Source organism: Xanthobacter albus (genome assembly GCF_043194895.2).
Taxonomy (GTDB): domain Bacteria; phylum Pseudomonadota; class Alphaproteobacteria; order Rhizobiales; family Xanthobacteraceae; genus Xanthobacter.
Window position 1 is genome coordinate 3,863,629 of sequence record NZ_CM195532.1, and the last position, 24,506, is coordinate 3,888,134.

Consider the following 24,506-nt stretch of genomic DNA (forward strand, 5'->3'; position numbering starts at 1 on the left):
AACGCGCGGGCGGAGGGCGTGGAAGCGCCGCCAGGAGAGCGCGTTCCGCCTCAGCCGCGCTCACGCTTCGATAAAGGAGGGATGCCACGGCGAAGGCGCGCCGCCAGGATGCCGGCTTCCATCGATGCCCCGCGAAGCCCTGCGCTCCGCGCCGCCCCCGTGTCCTCGCGAGGAACCGGAGACGCGGCAGGCGTGCGAGGCCGCGTCTGCCCTCAGCGTGTGAAGGTCTGGGTGGGCACCACGTCGGCGGCGCCGGTCAGCGTGTCCGAAGTGCTGACATTGGCGGGGCGGCCCGCCACCACCAGCGAGGGCTTCGGCAGCGGTGTGGCCGATGCCTGGGGCTTGTCCGCCGGCGTGGCGGGCGCCAACGGCGCGGCCGGGGCAGCGGCCGGAGCCGGCGCGGCGGCAGGCACCGCCGCTGGATCGGCGGACGGGCCGAGGCTGCTCAGGGCCACGCTTTCGTCGAGGCGCGGCGGCCGCGTGGTCTCGGGAATGGTGCCGGGCGCCTGGGGTGCGAAGGCGTAGGAATTATCGCCCTGCTTGCGCTTGATCTCGGCCAGGAACACCGGGTGCATGCCGCCGTCGGCACCCGTCTTGACCGGCGCCACGGGCGCGCTCTGGGAGAGGGCGGCCACCTGCGCGTCGTCGGCGCGGGCCTTGGCAGCCACCGCATTGGCGATGTTCGGCGCCACCTGATAGGGCGGGCAGGCGGCATCGGCGTCGAAGCGCGCGCCGAGAGCCGGCTGGGCGTCGAACACATACTGGCGCCCGCACACGCTCACCTTCGGCTCCTGGCGGGTGACCTCGAAATGGTCGTAGCCCTGCTTCAGGTTGCGCCAGAACGCCATGTTGGGATTGGTGCGGTGGCGCGCGAGGTTCTTCGGCGTCATGCGGAAGGGATAGGCCTGCACCTGGAAGGAGCGCTGCCCGCCTGCGAAGCTCTCCCGCGCCAGCGAGAAGATCTCGGAGATCTGCTCGTCCGTCATGGCGTAGCAGCCGGCGGAGGAGCAGTCGCCGTGCACCATCAGGAACTCACCCGTGCGCCCGTAGGCCTTGTCGAAGGCGTTCGGGAAGCCGAGATTGAACGAGAGATAGTAGCTGGAATTGGGGTTCATCTGCCCCGGAGCGATGGCATAGAAACCCTCGGGCGCCTGCCGATCACCCATCTTGACCTTGGGGCCCAGCTCACCCGACCAGCGGCAGATGGGATAGGTCTTCAGCAGCGCGTAATTGCCGGAGGACGTTTCCTTCCACACCTCCAGCTCGGCCTCTTCCTTGAAGATCCGCACCAGGATGGGGGTGGACGGCGCCATGTTCTTCTCGCTGATGAGCGAGAGCATCTGCGGCGAAAGGGGCTTGTTCGCCTTGCGCGAGACCTCGTCGGTCTGGTTGCAGGCGGAAAGGGCGAGCGCGGCGGTGGCGGCCAACGCCGCCATGCGGACGCGCGACGAGACTGTCGTCTTCGGACGGTTCAACGCGGAACTCCTGATACCTGTCCGGATAGCGCAACCGCCATCTTCAGCCCCTGCCCCTTAACGAAACCTTAAACCGCGGGCGGCGGAACCGCCCTCCGCGGCAAGGCTCGTGCTCCATCCCAGGAAATGAGCCAATTGCGGCCAAGATGAGATGGTTCCAGGCGCCCCGCCCGCGGCTCAGAGACCGCGGCCGATGGCCAGGAACTTCTCCCGCCGCGCCCGGCGCAGCCCCGGCCCGTCAAGCTCGGCCAGGGAGGCGAGCGCATCGGCGATGGCGTCCCCCGCGGCCGCGACGGCGGCATCGGCATCGCGATGGGCGCCGCCCACGGGCTCCTTCACGATCGAATCGATGACGCCGAACTTCAGCAGGTCCTGCGCCGTGATCTTCATGTTGGTGGCCGCTTCCTGGGCCTTGGCGGTGTCGCGCCACAGGATGGAGGCCGCGCCTTCCGGCGAGATCACGCTGTAGATGGCGTGCTCCATCATCAGCACGCGGTTGGCGGTGGCGAGCGCGATGGCGCCGCCCGAGCCGCCCTCGCCGATGATGAGCGAGACGCTGGGCACCGAAAGGGCGAGGCACGCATCGGTCGATCGGGCGATGGCCTCGGCCTGCCCGCGCTCCTCGGCGCCGATGCCCGGATAGGCGCCGGCGGTGTCCACCAGCGAGATCACGGGGATGCCGAAGCTGTCGGCCAGCTCCATCAGGCGCACCGCCTTGCGGTACCCCTCGGGGCGGGCCATGCCGAAATTGTGACGGATGCGGGTCTCGGTGGTGGAGCCCTTCTCGTGGCCCAGCACGCAGACGCTCTCGCCCCGGAAGCGGGCGAAACCGCCGATGATGGCCTCGTCCTCGCCGAACTTGCGGTCACCCGCGAGTGGCGTGAACTCCTCGAACAGCCGCTCCGCGAAAGCGGCGAAATGCGGCCTCAGGGGATGGCGGGCGACGAGGGTCTTCTGCCAGGGGGAAAGATTGGCATAGAGGGCGACGAGCGCATCGTGGGCCTTGGCCTCGAGCCGCTGCACCTCATCGCTGATGGCGACGCCGTTGGAAGCCGACAGCGCCCTCAGCTCTTCCACCTTGGCCTCGAGTTCGGCGACCGGCTTCTCGAAGTCCAGATAGCTGCGCATGCTTGTCCGTGGGGTTGGAAAGGACTGCTCTTAGCCCCTCCGATGCGGCGGGAAGCTGCCCGCGCGGGGGCTCCAAGTCAAGGGCGGGACATTGCGGGGGATCGCCGCGCGCCTGACGGGGGCGTGACATCCCGCACCGCGCAACGGCCTTGTTCGAGCCCCCGCGGAGAGGCTATTGCTTGCCTCCACATTGCCGAGGGACCTCCACCGCCATGCGCGCGCTGCTCGACGTCATCCTGATCGTCCTGAACCTTTACGTGTGGCTGCTGATCGCGGCCGCCGTCCTGTCCTGGCTCGTCGCCTTCAACGTGGTGAACCCGTACAACAAGTTCGTTCACAATGTCGGCGACTTCCTCTTCCGCATCACCGAGCCGGTGCTCGCGCCCATCCGCTCGGTGATCCCGAGCCTCGGCGGCATCGATCTCTCGCCGATGATCCTGATCCTGATCATCTTCTTCATCCAGCGGGTGATCGGGCTCTACATCTACCCCAACGTGTTCTGAGGCCTTGGGCGTCTTTCGCCCGGTCCGCGGCGGCATCGAGCTTCACGTGCGCGCCACGCCCAAGGGCGGGCGCGACGCGCTGGACGGGGTCGCCCTGCTGGCCGATGGCCGCAGCGTGCTGAAGGTGCGGGTGCGCGCGGCGCCGGAGGACGGCGCGGCCACCGCGGCGGTGGCGCGCGTCATCGCACAGGCCCTGGGCGTCCCGGCCTCCCGCGTCGTGCTCACGGCCGGCGCCACGGCGCGGCTGAAGACCTTCCGCGTGGAGGGCGATCCGGCGGTGCTGGCGGCGGCCCTGACCAAGGCGGTGCCGGATGCCGCCGATGCGGCGGCCCCGCCCGTGGAGACATCGCCGCCGGATGGGGCGCCATCGCCCCGCCGCCGTTAAGGCGATCCCTGGAGTTTTCCGGCGCCCCTGTCCGCGCCCCGAGTGGCCATGGCCGGTGTCCCGGCGCGGGCGTGGCGGCTGGCGCGGAGCCCGTCCGCGCCACGGTGCGAAGAAGAGCGGGGCCGGCGCGCCGCCCTCCCCCGCCCGGCGCCTACTTGCCGCCGTCGTTGTTCGCCATGCCGCAGGTGTAGCCGACGAAGCAACGGGGATTGTCCGGCATGGGCAGCCAGGCCGGCTTTGTCACCTCATCCTCGGCGCAATAGCGGTCGTCGATCACGTAGCGCTGGGCGTTGCCGTCGCCGGTCGGCACCAGCACCGAGCCCTCCTGCCGCACCGCCGCCGCGAGGCCGGCGCAGGTGCTGGGCGGGGCGGGGATCGCCATCATCTCGGACGGCGGCTGGTTGTTGCCGAGAATCGCGGTGGAATCCACCGGCACCGGCACGCCGGCCGCGTCGAGGTCCGGCGGCGGCGCCAGCGGATCGTTCTGCGCCATGGCCGGCCCTGCCGCGGCAAAGCCTGCGATGGCAAGGCCCACCCACACCGCGCTCATGGCCGCGACAGCCCCGTGCCGCAGCCTCTCCGTCATTCCCGCCATCGAGTTTCTCCCCCTGCCGCAGCGCCCGCCGCGGCCCCGTTCGCGCTCCGGCCATGCCGGCCGGGCCCCGCATACAAGCATGCGCGCGTGACGTTTCCGGGTCGAGTCCGTCCCGCCTCCCGTCCCCACCGGCGCCGCGCTCAACCGAAGCGCTTCGCCCCGGCCACGCAGAGCACCACCGCCACCGCGACGGCAATCATGGCCCCGCTCACCGGCTCGCCGAGGAGGAGGGCGGCGAGCGCCAGCCCGAAGAAGGGCTGCAGCAGCTGGAGCTGGCCCACGGCGGCGATGCCGCCCAGCGCGAGCCCCCGGTACCAGAACACGAAGCCCACCAGCATGCTGAACACGGAGACATAGCCGAGCCCGAGCCACGCCCCGCCGCCGATGCCGCTCCAGGTTCCGGGCGCCGTCCACAGAGCCAGGGCAGCCATGGGCGGCAGCGCCACCACCAGCGCCCACGAGATGACCTGCCAGCCGCCGAGCCGCCGCGAAAGCCGTGCGCCCTCCGCATAGCCGAGGCCGCAGACGGCGATGGCACCCACCATGGGCAGCGCTCCCGCCGGCGCCACTGCCCCGCTGCCCGCCAGCGCGAAGCCGGCGACCGCCGCCGCCCCCGCGGCCGAGAACAGCCAGAAGGCGGGCCGCGGGCGCTCGCCCGCCCGGATGACGGCGAAGATGGCGGTGGCGAGCGGCAGCAGGCCGATGAAGACGATCGACTGCGCGGAAGTGATGTGCCGCAGCGCCAAAGCGGTGAGGAGCGGAAAGCCGAGCACCACCCCGAACGCCACCACCGCGAGCGACGCCAGATCCGCGCCGGCCGGGCGCCTCTGGCGCAGCGCCAAAAGCAGCGCCGCACCGAGCAGCCCCGCGATGACCGCCCGCGCGGAGGTGAGGAACAGCGGCGTGAAGCCGGCCACGGCGAGCCGCGTGGCCGGCAGCGAGCCGCTGAAGATGATGACCCCGGCGAGGCCGCTGCCCCACCCTTCCATATGCCGCATGACCGCCTCCGCGCCCCCGCCCGCCATAGGCCATGCGGGCTTGCGGAGACAGGAACGGAGCCATACGGTGAAGCCGAACAGTGTGGCCGCCAGCCCCATACGGTTTGGAAGCGGCGGGGCGGAAGCGATCACGCAGGCATGACGGCGACGCGCACGGAACGGGTGATGGCCGCCATTCGCGGCGGCATGGCGCGCCGCGCGCTGGCAGCGGGCGAGAAGCTGCCCTCCATCCGCCGGCTGGCGCGGGAGCTGGAGGTTTCCCCCTCCACCGTCGTGGAGGCCTACGAGCGGCTGGCAGCGGAAGGGCTCGTGCGCTCGCGCCCCGGCTCCGGCTTCTATATGGCCGGCCACCTGGATGGCCATTTGGCGGGCGCCATGGCGCCTGCTGCGCCAGGGCCGGCGCTCGACCGGGCGCTCGATCCCCTCTGGGTCGCACGGCAGTCCCTGGATTCCGCGCCCGAGGCGCTACGCCCGGGGTGCGGCTGGCTGCCGCCGGAATGGATGCCCAATGCCGCCATCCGCCGCGCCATCCGGGGTATTGCCAAGGCCGACGAGACCGCGCTCACGGTCTATGGCGCGCCGCGCGGCCCGCTGGCCCTGCGCCAGCTCCTGGCGCGCCGCTGCGCCGAGGAGGAAATCGAGGTGGGGCCGGATCAGGTCCTGCTCACGGCCTCGGGCACCCAGGCCGTCGATCTCGTCTGCCGCCTGCTGCTGCGCCCCGGCGACACCGTGCTCCTCGACGACCCCTGCTATTTCAACTTCCAGGCGCTCCTGCGGGCCCACGGGGTGGGCATCGCCAGCGTGCCGTTCACGCCGTCGGGACCGGACATCGTCGCCTTCACCGAGGCCCTGGAGCGCCACCGCCCGCGCCTCTACATCACCAATTGCGCCCTCCACAACCCAACGGGCGCGACCCTCTCTCCCCAGACCGCCCACCGGCTGCTGATCGCGGCGGCGGCGCACGACCTTGTCATCGTCGAGGACGACATCTTCGCCGCGTTCGAGCCGGAGCCCTCCCCCCGCCTTGCCGCTCTCGACGGCCTTGGCCGGGTCATCCGCATCGGCAGCTTCTCCAAGACCGTCTCCGCCTCGGTCCGCTGCGGCTACGTCATCGCCCGGCCGGAATGGATCGAGGCGCTGGTGGATCTCCAGGTGGCCACCTGCTTCGGCGGGCCGAGCCCGGTCGCGGCGGAGATTGTTCGCGGTGTGCTCGCGGATGGGGGCTATCGCAAGCATGTGGCGGGCCTGCGCAGCCGCCTTGCGAAACGACGCCGGGAGGTCCTTGCCGATCTCGCGGGCCTGGGCATCACGCCCTGGACCCTCCCGCGCGGCGGCTTCTACCTGTGGTGCCGCCTGCCGGACGGACGCGACGCGGCGGAGGTGGCGAAGGCGGCGCTGCGCGAGCGCATGGTGCTCGCGCCCGGCAATGTCTTCAGCGTCGCCCAGTCGGCGCGTGACCTCATGCGCTTCAATGTGGCGCAGATGAATGCCGAAGCGCTGCGGATCCTGCGCCAGACACTGCCCTAGAGGCAGCCTTCAACCGGATACCGCCACCGATTTGCGGTTCGGGTCTTGGCGTGGAGCCAGGGCGCGCTTAATATCCGCTTGGACATAACGACCAGAACGCTCCTCCACCGCCGAAAACGGGCGTCATCGCCAAGGGCGGCGCGCGACAGGGGGGTGGGCCGTTCCTCGCGCCGCCCCGCGCGCCACCCGCCCGCCGCGCCATTGAGAAACAGGCGCGGACGTCCCCAACGCCGCAGACCGAGGCGAGGACCCGAGCGATGACTCTCGATGAATGCCTGCCCCGCGCCATCAGGGACGCAAGCACCGTCCAGACGATCGAGGCCGGACAGACCCTGTTCGCCCAGGGCAGCCCCACGGTCGGCGTGTTCGAGGTGCTCAAGGGACGCATGCGCCTTGCGCGCACCCACGCCTCGGGTCACGAAGCGGTGCTCTATGTGGCGCGCGCCGGCGATCCATTGGCGGAAGCCTCCATCCTGTGCAAGGTCTACCATTGCGAGGCGACCGCGGTCACCCGCTCCACCGTGCGGCTATATCCCAAGGGGCTGTTGCTGCCGGAGTTCGAGCGCAATCCCCATTTCGCGGCCGCCTACACCGCGATGCTCGCGCGCCAGCTCATGACGGCGCGAACACTGGTGGAGCGGCTGAGCATGCACTCCGCGCGCGATCGCATCCGCCACTTCCTCATCCTCAACCTCGGCCAGGACGGGCGGAGCGTGACGCTGGCGGGAACCCTCAAGGAGCTCGCGGCCGAGCTGGGCCTCACCCACGAGGTGCTCTACCGCACCCTCGCCCGCATGGCCGAAGACGGCGAGATCGAGCGCGCCGGCACCTCCATCGTCCTGCTCCGCACCCCCTGAGCGGTCCGGCAGCGTCCCGGCCGCGGCACTCCCGCGGCGAATACGCTACTCGCCCCAGGACATGACGCGGCGCCTCCCGCGGAACATCCCGCGCGCGATCCAGAGCTTCCAGCGCGGCGCAATGCCCGAGCGAAGCCGCCACCGCGCAACAAATTCCCAAAACTGGCGGAAGATCGCCGCTCCTATGACCGTAATCATAGCGTGCCCATGCGGCACCACGGTACAACCATCAGATATGCTCATTTGAATATAGCGCTCGGGCCACGGCCCGGCGGACACTCGAATTTTGCCTGGAGGGTTGCATGTCGTCGTTGGGGTGGCCGAAGGCACGCGCGGTGAAGCTCCGAACCCGCCAGACACGCAGGGCGATCCCCCTTCCCCTGGCGATCCTGCGCGCGACACGACGCATCGCTCCCGATGGACGGACCTTCCGGCGGGCCCTGGCGGCGACCACCGCCGTCGCCGCGCTGCTCGCGTTCCAGAAGCCGGCCGCGGCCGGCCCCGAGGGCGGGCGGGTGATCTCCGGCGCCGCCTCCATCTCCCAGAGCGGCACGATCACCAGCATCGACCAGTCGTCCGCCAAGGCGATCATCAACTGGCAGTCGTTTTCCGTGGGGCAGCAGGAAACCGTCAACTTCAACCAGCCGAATGCCAGTGCCGTGACGCTCAATCGCGTCATCGGAAACGAATCCTCGGTCATCCAGGGCGCCATCAACGCCAATGGCCAAGTCTTCCTCGTCAATTCGAACGGCATCCTGTTCACCTCCACATCCCAGGTGAACGTGGGCGGCCTCGTGGCCTCGACCCTCGACATCTCGAACGAGGATTTCATCTCGGGGAAGTATGTCTTCTCCGGCGCGTCGACGAAATCGGTGGTCAACAGGGGCGCGCTCACCGCGAAGGACGGCGGCTACATCTCACTGATGGGCAAGAGCGTCTCGAACGAGGGCGTCATCACCGCCACCCTCGGCACGGTGGCGCTCACCGCCGGCTCGAAGATCACGCTGAACTTCGAAGGCAATTCCCTGTTCGACGTCTCCATCGACAAGGGCGTGATGGACGCCCTGGTGGAGAACAGGCAGGTCATCAAGGCCGACGGCGGCAAGGTGGTCATGACCGCCCGCGCGGCGGACGCGGTGCTCTCCGCCCAGGTGAACAATTCCGGCATCGTCCAGGCACGCACCATGGCAGCGCTCACCGGCGGCGGGGCGCCGGGCAAGGGCTACAGCAAGGGGTCCATCAAGCTCAAGGCGGAGGGCGGCAGCACCAAGGTATCAGGCAAGCTCGATGCGTCCGCGCCCGAAGGCGGCGACGGCGGATTCATCGACACGAGCGGCGACAAGGTGAGCATCGCCGATACGGCATCCATCCTCACCGCCGCGCAGCAGGGGACGGGCGGAACGTGGCTCGTGGACCCGGTGGGCTTCACCGTCGGCGCAGGCGGCGACGTCAGCGGTGCATTCATTTCCAACTATCTTGCGACCCAGGGCAGCTACGAGGTGCAGACCACCAGCGGGGACATCGTCATCAATGATCCCATCACCTGGCAGAAGAACACCCTGACGCTCACCGCCGCCGAAAACATCCTCATCAACAGCACCCTCACCGCGACCGGCGAAGCCCACTTCGTGGCCACCTGGGGCGAGGGCACCAACGCCGAAGGCATCTACAAGGGCGCGCCCTATGGGCTCTACGCCGTGCAGGGTGTCCAAGGCACATTTGCCGGCAAGGTCAACTTCAGCGGCAATGGCACGGTCAAGCTTCAGAATGAGCTATACAGCGTCATCAATACCGTCGCCGCATTCAACGCCATCGGTGACGCTACGGACACGTCGAGCGATCTTGCCAGGAACTACGTGCTTGGCAGCGATATCGACTTCAACTCGACCCTGGTCACCTCGATCGGCCTGATCCAGAACTTCACCGGCAAGTTCAACGGCTTCGGCCATGTCCTGTCCAATCCGGTGGTTGCCGACGCAACGCATGCCAGCTATGGCATTTTCGGCACCGCGCGCAGCACCATCAGCAACATCGGCGTCGTCGATGCCAGCCTCGCGGTCGATACGCTCACCGTGGGCTCGACGGCGCTCCTTGCCGGGGCCAGCTACGGCGCCATCGTCAACAGCTTCGTCACCGGCGAAATCAGGGCGGCGCAGGGCGGCAGCAATTCTGAAGTTGGTGCGCTGGTCGGCTATAACTACGGCCTCATCGCCAACAGCTATGCCGTGGTCGACATGGACCTTTCGACGACGGCCCTCGCCATTGGCGGCCTCGCCGGCCGCAATGCGGCCTCCGGTAGCATCGTAAGCAGCTTTTCGTCCGGCTCCCTGCACTCGAACGTGCCCAAAAGCACGATGACTTTCAGCTATGGCGGGCTGGTGGGCAGCAATGCGGGCAATATTGCCCTGTCCTATTCCAGCGTTGATGTCTCCACCAACGGGAGTGGGCTGGTGTCCGCCGGTGGTCTCATCGGAACGAACACGGCCGGCGCCGTCACCAACGCGTATGCGACGGGAGACGTGGAGGGAAGATCGGTCGGCGGCTTCGTCGGAACCCATTCCGGCGGCACGATCACTCTGGCTTATGCAACGGGACATGTGACCGGCTACAACCACGTCCGCGAGACAACGAGCGAGACAACGAGCGAGACGACGACCTGCGCGACAAGCTCGACATATTGCGCCATGGCCGGCGGATTTGTCGGCACCATCTCGCGAGGGACGATCACGGATGCCTACACGACAAGCATGGTCGCGACAGTCGCGACCGGCGGCGGCACCCCCACGGCCAAGGGTTTCGCCGGCAGCGGCTCAAGCGGGTGGACGCGCACCTACTGGACAGCCAACAACGACCTCACCGATCGTCGCAGCACCCAGTTGACCAGCGAGCAGGCGAAGGACATCGCCAGCTACACGGAATTCAGCGTGCAGAACTGGGCGTCTTCCGCCGAAGGGCACCCGATCCTTCGGCAGATGCCGGTAACCGTGGCGCCGATTGGACCGGCGAAGCAATATGGCGACACCTACAGCCCCCATGATTTCATCTATACCGGCCTTCAATGGGGTGATACGGCCGCAGCCTTCACTTACGCTCCGAATGCAGGACTTCTGTCGCCCTACGGCCGGCTCAATGCGGGCGTGCATGAAGCCGGCGATGTCCTGGCGTCCACATCCTATTCTTCCATCCGGGGCCTGATCGCTGTCGATCCGAAGGCGGTCGCCATCACCGGCGTAGTGGTGGAGGATAAGGTCTATGATGGAACATTGGCGGCCAACGTCACCGGCGGAACGCTGACCCCGGTGGAGGGTGAAGCCGTCACCGTTGCTTTCCAGTCCGCGACATTCAGAAGCAGGAATGTCGGCTCGGATATACCCGTGGACTTCAACTACACCTTTACCTACGGCGGCACTCTGACGAAAAATTACGTCGCCTCCGGTGACGCGATGGCACGTGGCGCGATCACGCCGAAGACCATTACCGCGACCTATTCAGTCGCCGACAAGGTCTACGACGGCACGACAGGCGCCACCGTCACGGGCGCGATGCTCAGCGGCGTCATCGCCGGCGATATCGTGCACGTGGGATCCGCCGCGGCGACCTTCGCCGACCGCAATGCGGGCAGCACCATCGCCGTGACGGTGAATGGCACGCTCGCCGGCGTGGACGGCGGCAACTACACCCTCGCCACCGGCACGGGCAGCGCCAACATCACGCCGCGACCCGTCCGCCTCATCGGCTCCTCCGCCTATGACGGCAACACCAGTGTGGCAGGCAGCGCGCTCGCCGTCGCCAACATCATCGGCGGGGACCAGGTGGTCCTGACCGGCGCGCTGACCATCGCCGATGCCGCCACGGGGCTACAGCCGATCACCGGCCTCGCGGACCTGGCGCTGGTGCAGGACGGCGGCAATTACACGCTCGCGGGCGCCAGCGGCACCGTTTACGTCCATGGCGGCCAGCCATCGCTGTTCTCGGGCCCCCAGGGCGGCACTGTGGTGTCGGGCACAGCCACGATCACGCAGACCGCGAACCTCACCAACATCAGCCAGGCCACCGACAGGGCGATCATCAACTGGCAGTCGTTCTCGGTGCCCGCCACCATGGTGGTGAATTTCGACCAGCCCTCCCCCAATTCGGTCACCCTGAACCGCGTCATCGGCAACGAGGCCAGCATCATCGACGGCGCCATCACGGCGAACGGAAAGGTGTTCATCGTCAATTCCAACGGCGTGCTTTTCACCGCGGGCTCGATCGTCAATGCCGGCAGCCTGGTGGCAAGCTCACTCGCCCTGTCGGATAACGACTTCAACGCAGCTAACCTTGCCTTCACCTCCGCCGGGGGCACCGCAGGCTACGTGCGCAACTCCGGTGTCATCGTCGCGGCGGATGGTGGCTACGTCGCATTGCTGGGAAGCGAGGTCGAGACCCACGGCCGCATCGTCGCTCACGGCGGCGATATCCTGCTCGGGGCCGGAACGGAGATCACGCTCGACAACGAGGACGCCGGCCTGCTCTCCAGAAACAAGCCGGCCATACTGGGCGGCGCCGTAAAGGTCGGCGGCGTTCTGGATGTCGCCGCGGATGGCGCCGGCGGAGCAGTGGCCACGGCCGGTGGAACGGTGATCGTGGCGCCGGACGTTCGGATCCTGGCCGAAGGCGCGGGCGGCCCCATGGGAGAATGGTCGCTCATCATGCCGGGCGACATAGTGGTGGGCACCACCGTGCGCGGGACGACCCTCACCGCGACGCTTGCCCATGCCAACGTGACCCTGTCATCGACGAGCGGCGCCATCACGATCGACGAGGCCTTCGGCTGGAGCACGAACACCCTCTCGCTGGTGACGCTCCGGGACATCAACGTCAACGCCGTTGTGGACGTGACCGGCAACGGCAGCCTCGTCGCCTCCTATGGCCGCAGCCGCATGGTGAACCGGAACAATGGCAACGCTTTCCTGACCGAAGCACAGTTCGACATCGAGCTCTACGGTCTCAATATGGCCTATGCCGTGAATCCTGACGGTACAAACGCAGACAGCTTTGCCGGAAGGATCGATTTCAACAGCACCGGCACCGTCATGATGGGACCGCTCGGGGAGCTGAAATCCTATACCGTCATCAACAGCGCGGCGGAACTCGATGCAGTCCGCACCGCATTTACCGCCTGCTACTATGCGGACTGCAGCGCTTATCTCATCGGCGGAAGCTACATCCTCGGCAGCGATATCGACCTCAGCGCCATCGGTGACTGGATGCCGATCGCCACCTACGCGACCGATACCGTGCCGACAGCCATTTTCTCTGGAAACTTCAATGGCTTCGGACACACCATCTCAAACCTGAAATCCACCCACGGCGGCTTGTTCCAGATTGTCGACGGCTTCACCGAGCAGCACGAAATCGGCGCTGGCGGGCTGTGGACCGGCAACCTGATCCTTCCGGATCGGGGCGTCGTCAGCAATGTGGGCGTAACCGACGTCAACATTTCGGTGGTGGATGTCGCCGGCAGCGGCGTCAAGAATGTCGGCGCGCTGATCGGGCAGAGCTTCAATTCGGCGACACTGAAGAACGTCTTCGCCACCGGCATCATGCAGGCGACCCAGGCGGGGCGGATTGACAGTTGCTGCTCAATCGGCGGCCTTGCGGGAACGCTGAACGGCCACGTCGTCAACTCCTATGCGGACGTCGACGTCACCGCGACAGGCTACACCTCGGTGGGCGGCTTTGCCGGCACAATGTGGGCCAACGCGCAGGGCAGCTACGCCACCGGCAATGTTGTCGCCGGTAAATATATCGTGGGAACCATGGTTTCGGCGGGTGGCTTCGCCGGTTATCTCTCGGCGGACATCAAGGACAGCTACGCCACCGGAAACGTCACCGGCTCCGATTATGTCGGCGGATTCGTGGGCACCATGGTGGATGCACGCGTTTATTCCAGTCGCGCGACCGGCAGCGTGCACATGCTCGACGGCCAGCTCTATGAGCAGGCCTACGGTTTGGATCCTTACACATCCGCACGGGAACCCACCTGGAGTGGCGCGGGCGCCGGGGGCTTCGCCGGCATCAATTACGGAACGATCGTGAATTCCTCGTCGAGCGGCAAGGTGACGTCCGAATCCGGACGCACCGAACTGCTGGGCGGCTTTACCGGGTTCACCGTCTTCTGGCTGCCGGCCTTCTCCGTCATGAATGCCTTCAATGCCGAAACCGCGGGGCTCTCATCCGACGGTAGAGGCAACCAGATTCCCACCGGGGGCGGGCATCACGGCGGCGGCGGGGGCACGCCGATGCTCGACGCCGTCAATCAGGCCTTCGGCACCAACCTCACGGCGGCACAGTTCCACGGCGGCGCGGTCGGCCTCAGCGCGGCCGATTTCGCAACCGTCACGGCGCAGCAGCGGACCAGCCCGGTGACCGCCGCGCAAAGCCTGAACAATGTGATGAACGGCGGCCGGCCGGTCGGCTACACCCCGCCCACCTCCGGCGGCGGCAGCGGCCCGGACAACGGCGGCGGCACCGGCGGGGCGGATGCCGGCGGCGGCACGGGATCGGGAGCAAGCGGCGGAAATAGCGATGGCGGCGCCACGGGGAGTGCCGGCGGAGACTCCGGCGGCGGCGCCCAGGCCAACCCCGGCGGTAACGAGGGCGAAACCGGCAACGCCGCCCCCCCGCAGGACAACGCGGCCGGAGCGCCCGGCGAAGCACTCGGTGGCGAGAGCTCCGGCGGCGGGGCGCAGCCGAGCGCACCCACTCCCAACAGGCGCCCCTCCGCGGCCGCGCAGCAGGCGATGCGCGCGGCAACGGTGTCGGCCACCAGCGGCGTCACCAGCGCCCAGGCGGGGGCCCCGACTTCCGGCGCGCCGGGCGCGGGCTGGAGCCCGGCCCTGGCCAGCATCGACGACAACATCGATCTCGGCGCGGCGCCCCCGGCCGAAACGACGGTGCCGCAGAACGAGAACGAGCGTGAGCGCCGCCCCGCATCGCAGCGACGCCCGTCTGCGGCCGCGCCGGCGGGATACGGGGCCAGCATCCGCTCCATCGAGGTCGATGGGCAGAAGTTCGACCTGGAGCGCCAGGGCGACCCAGCTCCCACCTCCGGCAGCGCGGCCCCGGCCACGCCCGCTGCGCCTGCTCATTGAGGGGCGTTCAGACGCAGGGGCGCCGGCCCCGCGCGACGACAAGCAAGACGCGGAGTGGATGCCGTGCGCCGGAGGTATCCCTCCAGGCACGTGACACCCGCCGCCGCCCCATAGCCGAACAGCAGCCAGCCGCCGATCCGACTGCGGACCTGTGGCGCAGCCGCAAGGAGACCATGATGCAGCTTCCCATCCCGAGCGGCCGGCGCCTGCCCGGCATCGTCATCGCCTTGGCCCTGGCCGCCGGCCCCGCCGCGCTTCCGGCTAAGGCACAGGCACCGAAGCCCGCGAGCGCCGCCGGGCTGCCCGGCGGCGCCCAGTCGCTCAGCGAAACGTTCGAGGACTGGCAGGTGGCCTGTGCCATGCCGCAAGGCGTGAAGCGCTGCGCCATCGGCCAGCAGCAGGCCGACCCCAAGACCCGCCAGCGCATTCTGAGCGTGGAGATCCAGCCGAAGGGCGCGGGCGCGGAAGGCCTTCTGGTGCTGCCGTTCGGCCTCGCCCTCGACAAGGGCGTGTCGCTCAAGGCGGGGGAAGCGGACCTGGTCCCCGCCCTGCGCTTCAGCACCTGCCTGCCGCAGGGCTGCTTCGTGCCCCTCGCGCTCGACGCCAAGGCCCTCGCGGCCCTTCGGAAGGCGGCGGAGGCGAGCGTCGGCGCGGTGAGCGACGGCGGGCAGCCGGTGTCGTTTCCCGTCTCGCTGAAGGGCTTCCCCGCCGCCTTCGACCGGGCCGCCGCACTCGGCTCCTGACGAGGGCGGGACCGGGGCCGCATGTTGCCGAAAGCTATATTCAATCAAATATAATTCAAGGTATCGCCATGGCCTGTTCGCTCACCTCAGCCTCGCGTCCCATCCTCGCGGCCACCGTGGCCGCGGCGGCGCTGGCGCCCGCCGCCACGGCTCACGGCCAGCAGCTTCCCTTCAATATCGGCGCCGCGGTGCGCGCGACCGAGCAGGCTCAGGAGGCCGCGCCCCAGGTGCGGCCCTCGCAACCTCTGGTGCTGCCGCAGCTCGCGGAACCGCAGTTCACGTTCGACAACCGGCAGACCCTGCGCATCCGGCGCATCGTCCTCACCCGCGTCGAGGGGCTCTCGGTGAGCGAGGACAAGGTGCGGGAGGTGCTCTCCCCTTACGAGGGCAAGGACCTTACCCTGGCGCAGATCTACCAGGCGGCGGACCGGCTCACCGCCCTCTACCGCGAAGCCGGCTACCTCGTGGCGAAGGTCTATGTGCCCGCCCAGGACGCCCGCAAGGGCACCTTGACCATGAAGCTGCTACCCGGCCGCTTCGGCGCGGTGACTGTGAAGAACGACTCCCTGGTGCGCGAGGACTATCTCGCCGGCATCCTCGGCCACCAGAGGGTCTCCACCGGCGAGCTGATCGAAAGAGCGCCGCTCGAACGGGCGATGCTGCTCATCTCCGATCTCTACGGCGCCAACATGCCGCGTTCCGTGATCGGCGCCGGCGGCGCGCCGGGCACCTCGGACTTCCTGTTCGAGGTGCCCGAAGAGCAGCGCCTCGACGGCTTCCTGCTGGGCGACAATTTCGGCGCGCCCTACACCGGGCGCTGGCGCGCCACCGCCGGGCTCAACCTCAACTCGCCCCTCGGCATCGGCGACCGTCTTTCCGGCTTCGGCATGATCTCCCAGTCCACCGACCTCGCCAACGGCCGTCTCGCCTATGCCCTGCCCCTTGGCTACGATGGCCTCAGGGCGGAGGTGGCCGCCTTCCGCACCACCTACGAGCTCGGCAACGCCTATGCCGACCTCGACGCGACCGGTGTCGCCGACGGCATCTCCGCCACCCTCGCCTATCCGTTCCTGCGCTCGCGCGCGGATTCCATCTGGGGCTCGGCCGCCTACACCTACAAGAACCTCGACGACCTCACCTTCGACATCTCCTATGCCCATCGCCGGATCAGCGAAGGCATCATCGGTCTCAACCGCGAGACCAACGGCACCGTCCTCGGCCTGCCGCTCGTCACCTCGGCCGCGGTCGCCATCACTTTCGGCAACGTGGAGTTTCCCAACCCCGAGCAGCAGCTTACCAACGCCCAGGGGGCCGACACGGCAGGCGGCTTCTCCAAGCTCACGGCCTCGCTCGTGGCCACGGTGGGCCTCACCGAGCAGCTCTCCTTCTCGGTCAACATCCGCGGGCAGAAGTCCTTCACCGGAAACCTCGATTCCTCGGAGCAATTCTCGCTCACGGGCTTCTACGGGATCCGCTCCTACGACGAGGGCCTCTCCGGCGACAGCGGCTGGCTGGTGACCCCGGAGTTGAAGTACGCGCTGCCCGACATCCTCGCCTGGCGCCACGCGGTCAGCGCCTATGCCGATGTGGGCGGCGCCGCGCTGGAGGACGGCAGCTACACCGTCACCCAGCCCGACTACGTGCAGCTCGGCGACATCGGGCTCGGCTACTACGGCACCTATGAATATGCCCCCGGCCGCGCCTTCCTGCTGAAGGGATACGTGGCCTGGACCGTGGGCGGCGGCGAGGCCGCGGCGGGCTATGACCGCGGCACCGTGGGCCTGGTGCAGGCCGGCCTCACTTTCTGACGGCGAGAGGGCACATGACGGACATGGGCTGGCTGAAGGAAGCCGTCGACTACGGGGTCATCGGGCTGCTGCTGGTGCTCAGCGTGGTGGTGGCAGCGGTGGTTCTGGAGCGGATTTTCTTCTATCGCGCGCTTAAGCCCCACCTCTACCAATCCGCGAAGGCGCTGGAGCTGGACCTGACGAAGCGGCTGATGGTGGTGGCCTCGGTCGCCTCCAACGCGCCATATATCGGCCTGCTGGGCACAGTGCTGGGCATCATGCTCACCTTCGCCTCCATGGATCTTTCGGCGGGGGCGGACCCCGGCAAGATCATGGTTGGCCTTGCCCTGGCGCTGAAGGCGACGGCGGCGGGGCTCGTGGTCGCGCTGGTCGCGGTGGTGGCCTACAACGCGCTGCTGCGCTCGGCCAAGGTGCTGATGCTGGAATGGGAAATCGCGCACGAGGCCGCCGCGCGCACCTCCACGGGGGATGCCGCCCGTGGATGAGAAGCCTTTCGAGAGCCTGAACGTCATCCCGTTCGTGGACATCATGCTGGTGCTGCTCACCATGGTGCTGACCACGGCGAGCTTCATCGCCGTGGGCCGCATTCCGCTGGCGCTGCCGCAGGCCGCGCCCATGAAGGTGGAGCAGCAGGCCGAGACCATCATCGAGATCGACGCCTCCGGCACCATCCATCTCGACGGCGCCGCCCTTGATCTTCCCGCTCTGCGCGAGCGGCTCGGCCCCCTGCCGAAGGACACCGCTTTGCTGATCCGCGCCGACCGCACCCTCCCCTTCCAGCGCTTCGTGGACGTGGCGGACCTCCTGAAGCAGCTCGCCTTCGCCAAGGTGGGCATCCAGACCCAGGGGGTAGCCGGCGGTGCGACGCCGGAGGCGGCCCCATGACCTTCACCCTGGCCCACGGCTTCGCGCTGTCCCTGGCGCTGCACGGCGCGGTGCTGCTGCCGTTCGCCCTTGCCGTGGAGGAGGAGCCGCCTCCGCAGCCGGAACTGCTGGTGCTGGAGCTTCACGGTATCGTGGCCGACAGCCAGAACGAGCAGCAGGTGCAGCAGCAGGTCCGTGGCGCCCCGCACCAGACGACGCGGGATGGCGCGGAGCCGCAGCCGACGCCCCAGGCTACGCAGCCGCCCGCTCCGGAGCAGCCGGAAACACCGGCCGCACCGGAAGGCACGGAGGCCGCCCCGCCCCCCATCGCAGCGACACCGGAGCAGGTCGCGCAGCAGAGCCCGGCGTCCGAGAGCGCCACCCCGGCGTCGGCGCAGTCCGGCGACGCGGGGGCAACCAACATCGTCGGCAGCGCGGAGGTCCGGCAGGCCCAAAGCCTCGCCATCGAGCAGAACCAGGCCGAGAGCCTGCGGCGCTATGTGCAGGCGCTGACGAAAAAGGTGCAGGAGAACCTCGTCTACCCCGCCGCGGGACGGCAACAGGGCCTGAAAGGTACCGCGCGGGTCGCCTTCACGCTCCAGGCCGACGGCGCGCTCCAGGCCGGTTCGCTCCGGATCGCGGAAAGCTCCGGCCAACCGCTGCTCGACGAGAACGCGCTGAAGACGGTCGCGGCCAGCGCGCCCTTCGGCATGCCGCCCCGGCCCATCTCTGTGACCATCGCCGTCACCTACGGCCGCAGGAAATGAGAGCGCCCCGCACGTGGCGGCGCGGCAGGCGCGCTCAGGCCGATGGCTCGGAACACACGACCGTCGCCACCATCGCCGGCCGCCGGACGATCCGGCGCGCAAGATCCCTGCCCATCTCCATGAACGGGAGCTCGCACCACCGGTAGGCCGGGATCGCCAGGCCGACCGCGAGCGCGAAGGTGATCGCCGTGATGATGACGAAGAACAGGTAGGTGCTGCCGAGCGACGCCGAATCAGGCGTGAAGCCGAAATGGATCGAGAGCGACAGCAGCCCAAACATGATTGGAAGGTGCAGGAGATAGATGCCGAAAGAGATGTCGCCGATCTTCCGGAGGAACGTCCGCTCCAGCAGCAAGCCGAGCGCCGATCTGTTGTGCACGATGCAGTAGAGCAGCGCCATCACGGCCAGGGGCTCGATCCACATCCAGCCCTGCCATTGCGTGATGAGCCAGCTTCTGTCCGCGCCAGCCAGCACATCGGGCGCCCACTGGATGACCGCCAGCGACAGCAGCCCGCACACGACCATCACCGGTGTCCGATCCACGAATGACAGGCGCGGCAGGTATGGAACCAGCAACCCCGCATAAAAGAAGATGAGGAACTGAAGAAAGAACGGCTCCTGCACCCACATCAGCGGCACCAGCAGCAGCGCGACGAGGGCATTCAAGCCAGCGCTGCCACGGGATGCCAGCAGATAGAACGCCGGCAGCACCACGCTCGCCGCGATCTCGACGTTGAGCGTCCAAAGGACTGCATTGAGGCGAAAGTCCTGGAGCAGGATCGTCTGCAGCCAGGGCACTTCGGGCGCGATGAAGACGCTCTTGAGGAACAGCGGAGGCCCCAGAAGGAGCGCCCGGAGGGCGGCGGCGAAGACGATCGACACCAGCATGAGCGGCAGCAGCCGGAAGGCGCGCCTGACATAATAGGCCAGCAGCGAGGCGGTGTCCCGCACGGGCGACAGCTCCAGCTGGCAGCCCAGCACGTATCCGCTCAGCGCCAGGAACACCAATACCGCCGGCTGCGGGTTGAGCAGCCCCGAAACCATGAAATGCGCGACCTGCCACCCCGCGCTATCAGGCCAGTCGGCCTTCAGGGCGCTGGTGAACACATAGCCATGGCCGATCAGAACGGCACAGCACGCCAATCCCCTGAGGGCCTGGAGGTCGGGGCGAAAGGTGACTTCTGCGACGCGCCGCATTCGAAGATACAACCCAGGGCTTCAAAAAGCATTTAATTCCAGAACCATATTTGAATGTGGCAGATTGTGGCAAGCTGTAAGACGACAAATTAAACGACGCCTCCGGCACCTCTCCATGAAGGGCAACAGGCCGGCGGCTGTGGCGCCGGAACAGTCCGCGGGGCGGCTAAGGCTCACGCGGGCGCAGGCGGATGAGCGTGCCGTGCCCGCTGGTGGCGACCTTCTCATAGTCCTGGAACGGCTCCATGAGGTCCACGCCGAGGTTCATGGCGGTCTGCGCGCCGAGGCCAATGAACACGCACCCGAAGCGGCGCGCGTGCAGCTGGCGCAGGAAGTCGTCCCTGTCCTCGATGGTGAGCATCTCCACATAGCCCGGCCCGTGCGTCGGGGTGCGCAGGCCCGCAAGCGCGGTGTAGAGCCCCTGCCTCAGGCTCAGGACCAGGCACTCCTCGCCCGGCGTGCTGTGAGCGCGGATGAAGGCGAGTTCCTCCGCCACCAGCTCGGACGCGATGCGCTTAGGACCCAGGAGCGTATTGCGGGCGTCGCGCCAGAACATGCCGAGATTGGAGACAAAGGGCAGCGCGCAATAAAACAGCACGGCGAGTGTGGTCACCGGAAGCACGAGGTGAATCCGGCCGAGCGCCCCCGCCTCCACCGCCCGCACGACGCGATCGGCGAGGATCGTCGCGACAAGAAGCGCAGGCCAGCACACGGTGATGAGGTTCAGGATGTGCGAGCGCCCCTGGTAGTAAACGAAAAGCCCCCACCCGAGCACGCTGACGAAGAAGACGAGATCCGCCCCCCGCGCCCTGGGCGCGCGGCGCCATCGCGCCATCGCGCTGAGCGCCCCCAGGAGATAGACGGCGAGCACCGTCATCCAGGGATTTGCGGGGCCGAGCGGCAGCGGCAGCATGGCGAGCCCATAGTCATAGAAGAGGCGCTGATAGCGGACCAGCCACTCCCAATGGATCGCCTGATCGCTACGCCAGATCAGATAGAGCGCGCCCGCGCCGATCACCGCGGCGAAGATGGCCCACTGAAGCGCGAGCGCCTTCAGGAGGTGACGGCGCGCGACAACATCCCCCGCGCAGCCGCGGGCGCGCAGGACGACCCATTTGGCCAGCAGAAAGCTCGTGAACGCACCGACGATCATGAGGCCGGTGTCAGCGTTCCACACTGCCCCCACCGCGCCGACGAGCGACACGAGCGCCGCACGCCTCTGGTTGGGGGAAGATTGGTAAAGCCAGAAACAGAGCACGGAGACCGCCGGCCAAAGGAACCGGATTGGCCAATACTGAAAATAGAACTCACGAAGTTCAACGACGTAACTTACCGTCAAAAATGTCATAAAAATTATTGCAAGACCAGATACAGCACGAAACAAAAAATATGAAACAATATTATATAATACAAACAAAATACAAAATAACGAAATTATCTGCATAAATACAAATATAATTGACATGTTATAGATGGAAAAATTAAATACCTTAAAAATAACCGCCAAAAATTCGGCGTAAAATCCATATTGCGATGGCAGGTCCACCAAGAGCATTTTCCCCACGGAAACCTGGTGGATGACATAGACAAGGGCATCCGCATGAATGGACCAGACTCCGTCCGGCGTGATCGACGCCTCCGACACGATGCGCCAGGACAGAACCTGCAGGCCCACGGCGGTCGCGAACACCGCCAGCACGACCACACCCGCGGCGTTTCGCAGCAGAAGATGCCGGCGCGGCCAGATGGCCCCGGCGGTCACGCAACATGCGGCCACCACCACGCACCCGCCGAGCCTGAGCAGCACCGGCCCCGGAGGAGCCCCCGCATTCACCCACAGCGATCGGCCGAAATCGAGTTCGGACAGCCCCCAGAAGACCAGCACCGCAAGCGTGAAATAGATGCAGGCGTTGAGCGGAGCGGAAAAAGCCATCATTCGGCGCGGCAACGCGGGCGGCTGAAACGCCGCTGCCAGCAGCGCAAGAACAGAAACCAGAAGCGACACCGCAAGGAAGGTAAACCTCTCGGTAGACTCCGGAATTGCCGCCACGCTCAGAAAAGGCAGAAATAGCTCGCTAGCCGGCGTGCCGTCTCTGCCGGCGCTCCATTTCGCGTAGACGACCGCAATCGCGGCCGAAGCTAGCGCGGAAATGAGCAGCAGGAGCACGTATACGCCGTTGAACGCCGCGAACCGGCCCTCGACGCAACCACGCCGAAAATAAAGCCGCTTCGACGTGGCCGTCATTCTGCATCATCGAGCGCGAGAGATACAACTATCGAGCGATTTTGCGCACCGCCACACCAAAATTTGGTCCGCGCGACGCCACGCATCCAGACAACATTGCAGCGAATACCGGAGAAGTATCCGTTATCGACATGACTACAGGTTGTATTTTTCGATTTACACACGCAAAACCCATTGATTCCCAGAATTTTGGCGTCGCATTTAACATGCGTCGTCTGCACGGTGACAGCCTGGGCACAGGACATTGCGGCTCGATCGGCGGACTGCCGCAGCTTTTTCGGATGTCCGCCAGAAGGTCGCTGGGCGCGCGCCAGCGACGCTCGCGCTCCACGTGCGAAGAGCGCGACATGGGTCGTGCAATCGTCCGAAGATCCGATCAGCGCAACGCCATCATGAACGTTGCGAAGACCGCCGATGGACAAGACGAGGTCGAGGGCGCCTGAACGCGTGCGACGCCCCCTCTGCTGTGCGGACGCCGCGGACGGAGACACGACCGATATCAGCGCCCCAAAGCCCCGCACCGGCGCAGGTCGCGGCCACGGTGGCGACAGCTTCGCCGCAGCGGCGGAGGCTCTGGCAGCTCCGCGCGGCTGAGGTGAACCCCGCTCGCGAAAATGCGCCGTCACCCGGATTCGGCAGCATCCCACACCCAACGGGGCGGATAAGGCGGCGGCGCGGCGCAGGCCAAGAGCACCGTCAGCTCGGCATTCTCTGCCCGGGCGCCTCCGGCGTAAACCAGGGCAAAGCCGGCTCCAGCCAATGCCGAACAGCATGCGGCGCTCCTCACCGGCATTGAAGCCGGCAAGGTCGCAGCCTCGCGGCCGGCGTCGTAATGAACAGTGGTCTCTCGGGCCCCTTTTGCCCCGCAGATGGACCTCGCCTGATCCCCGTCCGCGAGCAGCGACAGTCTTGCACCCGGCGTTCCGCGCATCGGGCGGTGCGGGAAACGCGCCGCGGCAGCTCAGGCGCCGGCGCTCGCGGCAGCGGGCAGCGGGTGGCATTCCAGCTCGTGGGCGCAGCGGGCGATCCAGGCCTGGATTGTGGCCAGGGCCTCGGGCTCGTCCAGGAAGGGCGTGTGCCCCCGGTTCGGCACATCGACCCGGCTGATGTCCGGCCGCCGGCGCACCATGGCGTCGGCGGCTCCGCAGCTGAGCACATCGGAATTGGCGCCGCGGATGAGGGCGATCGGAATGTGCGGGCAGGCATCGAACAGCGGCCACGCATCGGCCGGAGCGGAGGCGAGGGCCTTGTCGAAGGCCTCGCGCAATGCCGGATCGTACGGCAGCTCCACCCCGTGGCTGGTCTGGATGTAGCGCCGGATGGTCTCCTGCTCCCAGCGCATTTCCGGCACGCGCGTGAAGCCCGGCATGGCGGCCGGCATGCGGTCGGCGATCTCCTCCAGGGTGGAGACGGCCGGCTCGACGCCGATATAGGTGCCGATGCGCTCCAGGCCCGGCCGTTCCAGCACCGGCCCCACGTCGTTGAGGCACAGCCCGCATATGCGTTCGGGGGCGGTGGCCGCCATCACCATGCCCAACAGCCCGCCGCGGGAGGTGCCGATGACCGCGGCACGCGGCACGCCCAGGTGATCGAGCAGCGCCAGGGCGTCGCGCGCCTCCTGCGCGACGTTGTAGGTCTCCACCCCGGTCCATTCGGAATCACCCCGGCCGCGGCTGTCGAGCCGGATCAGCCGCACGCCTGAGAGGTGGCGGGCCAGATAGTCGAAGTCGCGGCGGGTGCGCGTGAAGCCGGCGAGCGCCAGCAAAGGCAGCCCCGTCCCTTCATCGGAATAGGTCAGTCTCGCGCCGTCCTCGGCCTGAAAGCTGCCCGTGGTCATCGCTCACCAGAACCGTTCGGGTCCCGCGCCGAGGGCCGCGCCCAACCGGCCGGACATGGGAGAAAGCGCCACCTGCGCCCTGCATCCGGAGAACCGGCGGAGAGCGGCGTGTCGCGGCAGCCGGCCGCGCTCACCTGCGGGATTCTTGCTACTCGAACGCACCTGCGGCAAGGGGTCTGCAGCCTGCCGCGATGCCGCAGCCAGGAAAAAGTCCAGTGCCAAGAACCGGCCCGAATGCGCGGCGACTCCCTCATGCATTTTGCCGGCCTCCCAGGCTCTCGCCGCGCCTTTGCCGGCACGGTCATTTGTCTCCCGACGGCCGCCACCGGAGCTGCCGGCGGACACCCTCAATGGTCGCAGTTTCTCTATTGCAAGCGCAGAAGTCGATAGTGTGACAGGAAAATCCAAGGCTCTGTCCCCCGCCGAGGCGCCTGTCCAGC

Annotated in this window: 18 protein-coding genes; 11 read left to right on the top strand and 7 right to left on the bottom strand. The window is 67.6% G+C overall.

What is annotated here, in order from left to right:
- Positions 1 to 212: 212 nt before the first annotated feature.
- Together V5F75_RS17370 and V5F75_RS17375 are read right to left on the bottom strand one after the other, a co-directional pair.
- Positions 213 to 1,436, bottom strand: a complete 1,224-nt coding sequence (locus tag V5F75_RS17370) for a L,D-transpeptidase family protein (protein WP_509212102.1) — start codon at positions 1,434 to 1,436, stop codon at positions 213 to 215.
- Between the two features lie 216 nt (positions 1,437 to 1,652).
- A complete protein-coding gene (locus V5F75_RS17375; RefSeq protein WP_394034041.1) occupies positions 1,653 to 2,603 on the bottom strand; it encodes an acetyl-CoA carboxylase carboxyltransferase subunit alpha in 951 nt (316 codons plus the stop codon).
- A 212-nt stretch (positions 2,604 to 2,815) separates the two neighbouring features.
- Between V5F75_RS17375 and V5F75_RS17380 the strand changes: the two genes are divergently transcribed.
- Both V5F75_RS17380 and V5F75_RS17385 read left to right on the top strand, forming a co-directional pair.
- Positions 2,816 to 3,106 carry a YggT family protein gene (locus V5F75_RS17380; protein WP_393986924.1) on the top strand — a complete coding sequence of 97 codons (291 nt, stop codon included), beginning with the start codon at positions 2,816 to 2,818 and terminating at the stop codon, positions 3,104 to 3,106.
- Positions 3,107 to 3,110: 4 nt separating this feature from the next.
- Entirely contained in the window at positions 3,111 to 3,491 is a 381-nt protein-coding gene (locus V5F75_RS17385) for a DUF167 family protein (RefSeq protein WP_394034042.1), read from the top strand.
- Between the two features lie 151 nt (positions 3,492 to 3,642).
- Here V5F75_RS17385 and V5F75_RS17390 read toward each other — a convergent pair whose 3' ends face one another.
- Entirely contained in the window at positions 3,643 to 4,086 is a 444-nt protein-coding gene (locus V5F75_RS17390) for a hypothetical protein (RefSeq protein ID WP_394034043.1), read from the bottom strand.
- Positions 4,087 to 4,226: 140 nt separating this feature from the next.
- Positions 4,227 to 5,075, bottom strand: a complete 849-nt coding sequence (locus V5F75_RS17395) for a DMT family transporter (protein WP_394034094.1) — start codon at positions 5,073 to 5,075, stop codon at positions 4,227 to 4,229.
- A 147-nt stretch (positions 5,076 to 5,222) separates the two neighbouring features.
- On the opposite strand from V5F75_RS17395, the gene V5F75_RS17400 reads away from it, so the two are divergent.
- From V5F75_RS17400 to V5F75_RS17435, 8 genes are all read left to right on the top strand, one after another.
- Positions 5,223 to 6,611 (top strand): aminotransferase-like domain-containing protein, encoded by a 1,389-nt coding sequence (locus V5F75_RS17400; RefSeq protein WP_394092778.1) that lies wholly within the window; start codon positions 5,223 to 5,225, stop codon positions 6,609 to 6,611.
- Between the two features lie 257 nt (positions 6,612 to 6,868).
- Complete coding sequence (locus V5F75_RS17405; RefSeq protein ID WP_394034045.1) at positions 6,869 to 7,468, top strand: Crp/Fnr family transcriptional regulator; 600 nt, start codon at positions 6,869 to 6,871, stop codon at positions 7,466 to 7,468.
- A gap of 302 nt (positions 7,469 to 7,770) precedes the next feature.
- Positions 7,771 to 14,604, top strand: coding sequence for a two-partner secretion domain-containing protein (locus V5F75_RS17410; RefSeq protein ID WP_394034046.1), 6,834 nt, complete (start codon positions 7,771 to 7,773; stop codon positions 14,602 to 14,604).
- A gap of 173 nt (positions 14,605 to 14,777) precedes the next feature.
- Positions 14,778 to 15,347, top strand: a complete 570-nt coding sequence (locus V5F75_RS17415; RefSeq protein ID WP_394034047.1) for an invasion associated locus B family protein — start codon at positions 14,778 to 14,780, stop codon at positions 15,345 to 15,347.
- A gap of 68 nt (positions 15,348 to 15,415) precedes the next feature.
- On the top strand, positions 15,416 to 17,155 hold the full coding sequence (locus V5F75_RS17420; RefSeq protein ID WP_394034048.1) for a ShlB/FhaC/HecB family hemolysin secretion/activation protein: 1,740 nt from the start codon (positions 15,416 to 15,418) through the stop codon (positions 17,153 to 17,155).
- A 14-nt stretch (positions 17,156 to 17,169) separates the two neighbouring features.
- Positions 17,170 to 17,640, top strand: a complete 471-nt coding sequence (gene exbB / locus V5F75_RS17425) for a TonB-system energizer ExbB (RefSeq protein ID WP_394034049.1) — start codon at positions 17,170 to 17,172, stop codon at positions 17,638 to 17,640.
- Entirely contained in the window at positions 17,633 to 18,040 is a 408-nt protein-coding gene (locus V5F75_RS17430; RefSeq protein ID WP_394034050.1) for an ExbD/TolR family protein, read from the top strand. Before exbB ends, V5F75_RS17430 begins: the two co-directional genes overlap by 8 nt.
- Positions 18,037 to 18,786, top strand: a complete 750-nt coding sequence (locus V5F75_RS17435; RefSeq protein ID WP_394034051.1) for an energy transducer TonB — start codon at positions 18,037 to 18,039, stop codon at positions 18,784 to 18,786. The genes V5F75_RS17430 and V5F75_RS17435 overlap by 4 nt, the downstream gene beginning before the upstream one ends.
- A gap of 34 nt (positions 18,787 to 18,820) precedes the next feature.
- Here the strand turns inward: V5F75_RS17435 and V5F75_RS17440 are convergent, their stop codons facing one another.
- Positions 18,821 to 19,984 carry an acyltransferase family protein gene (locus V5F75_RS17440; RefSeq protein WP_394034052.1) on the bottom strand — a complete coding sequence of 388 codons (1,164 nt, stop codon included), beginning with the start codon at positions 19,982 to 19,984 and terminating at the stop codon, positions 18,821 to 18,823.
- A 166-nt stretch (positions 19,985 to 20,150) separates the two neighbouring features.
- A complete protein-coding gene (locus V5F75_RS17445) occupies positions 20,151 to 22,229 on the bottom strand; it encodes a hypothetical protein (protein WP_394034053.1) in 2,079 nt (692 codons plus the stop codon).
- 41 nt (positions 22,230 to 22,270) lie between these two features.
- Here V5F75_RS17445 and V5F75_RS17450 point away from each other — a divergent pair, with 41 nt between their 5' ends.
- Positions 22,271 to 22,672: a hypothetical protein gene (locus V5F75_RS17450; protein ID WP_394034054.1), complete on the top strand. Its 402-nt coding sequence runs from the start codon at positions 22,271 to 22,273 to the stop codon at positions 22,670 to 22,672.
- Between the two features lie 518 nt (positions 22,673 to 23,190).
- On the opposite strand, the gene V5F75_RS17455 is transcribed toward V5F75_RS17450, so the two are convergent.
- Positions 23,191 to 24,066 carry an alpha/beta fold hydrolase gene (locus V5F75_RS17455; protein WP_394034055.1) on the bottom strand — a complete coding sequence of 292 codons (876 nt, stop codon included), beginning with the start codon at positions 24,064 to 24,066 and terminating at the stop codon, positions 23,191 to 23,193.
- Between the last annotated feature and the right edge of the window lie 440 nt (positions 24,067 to 24,506).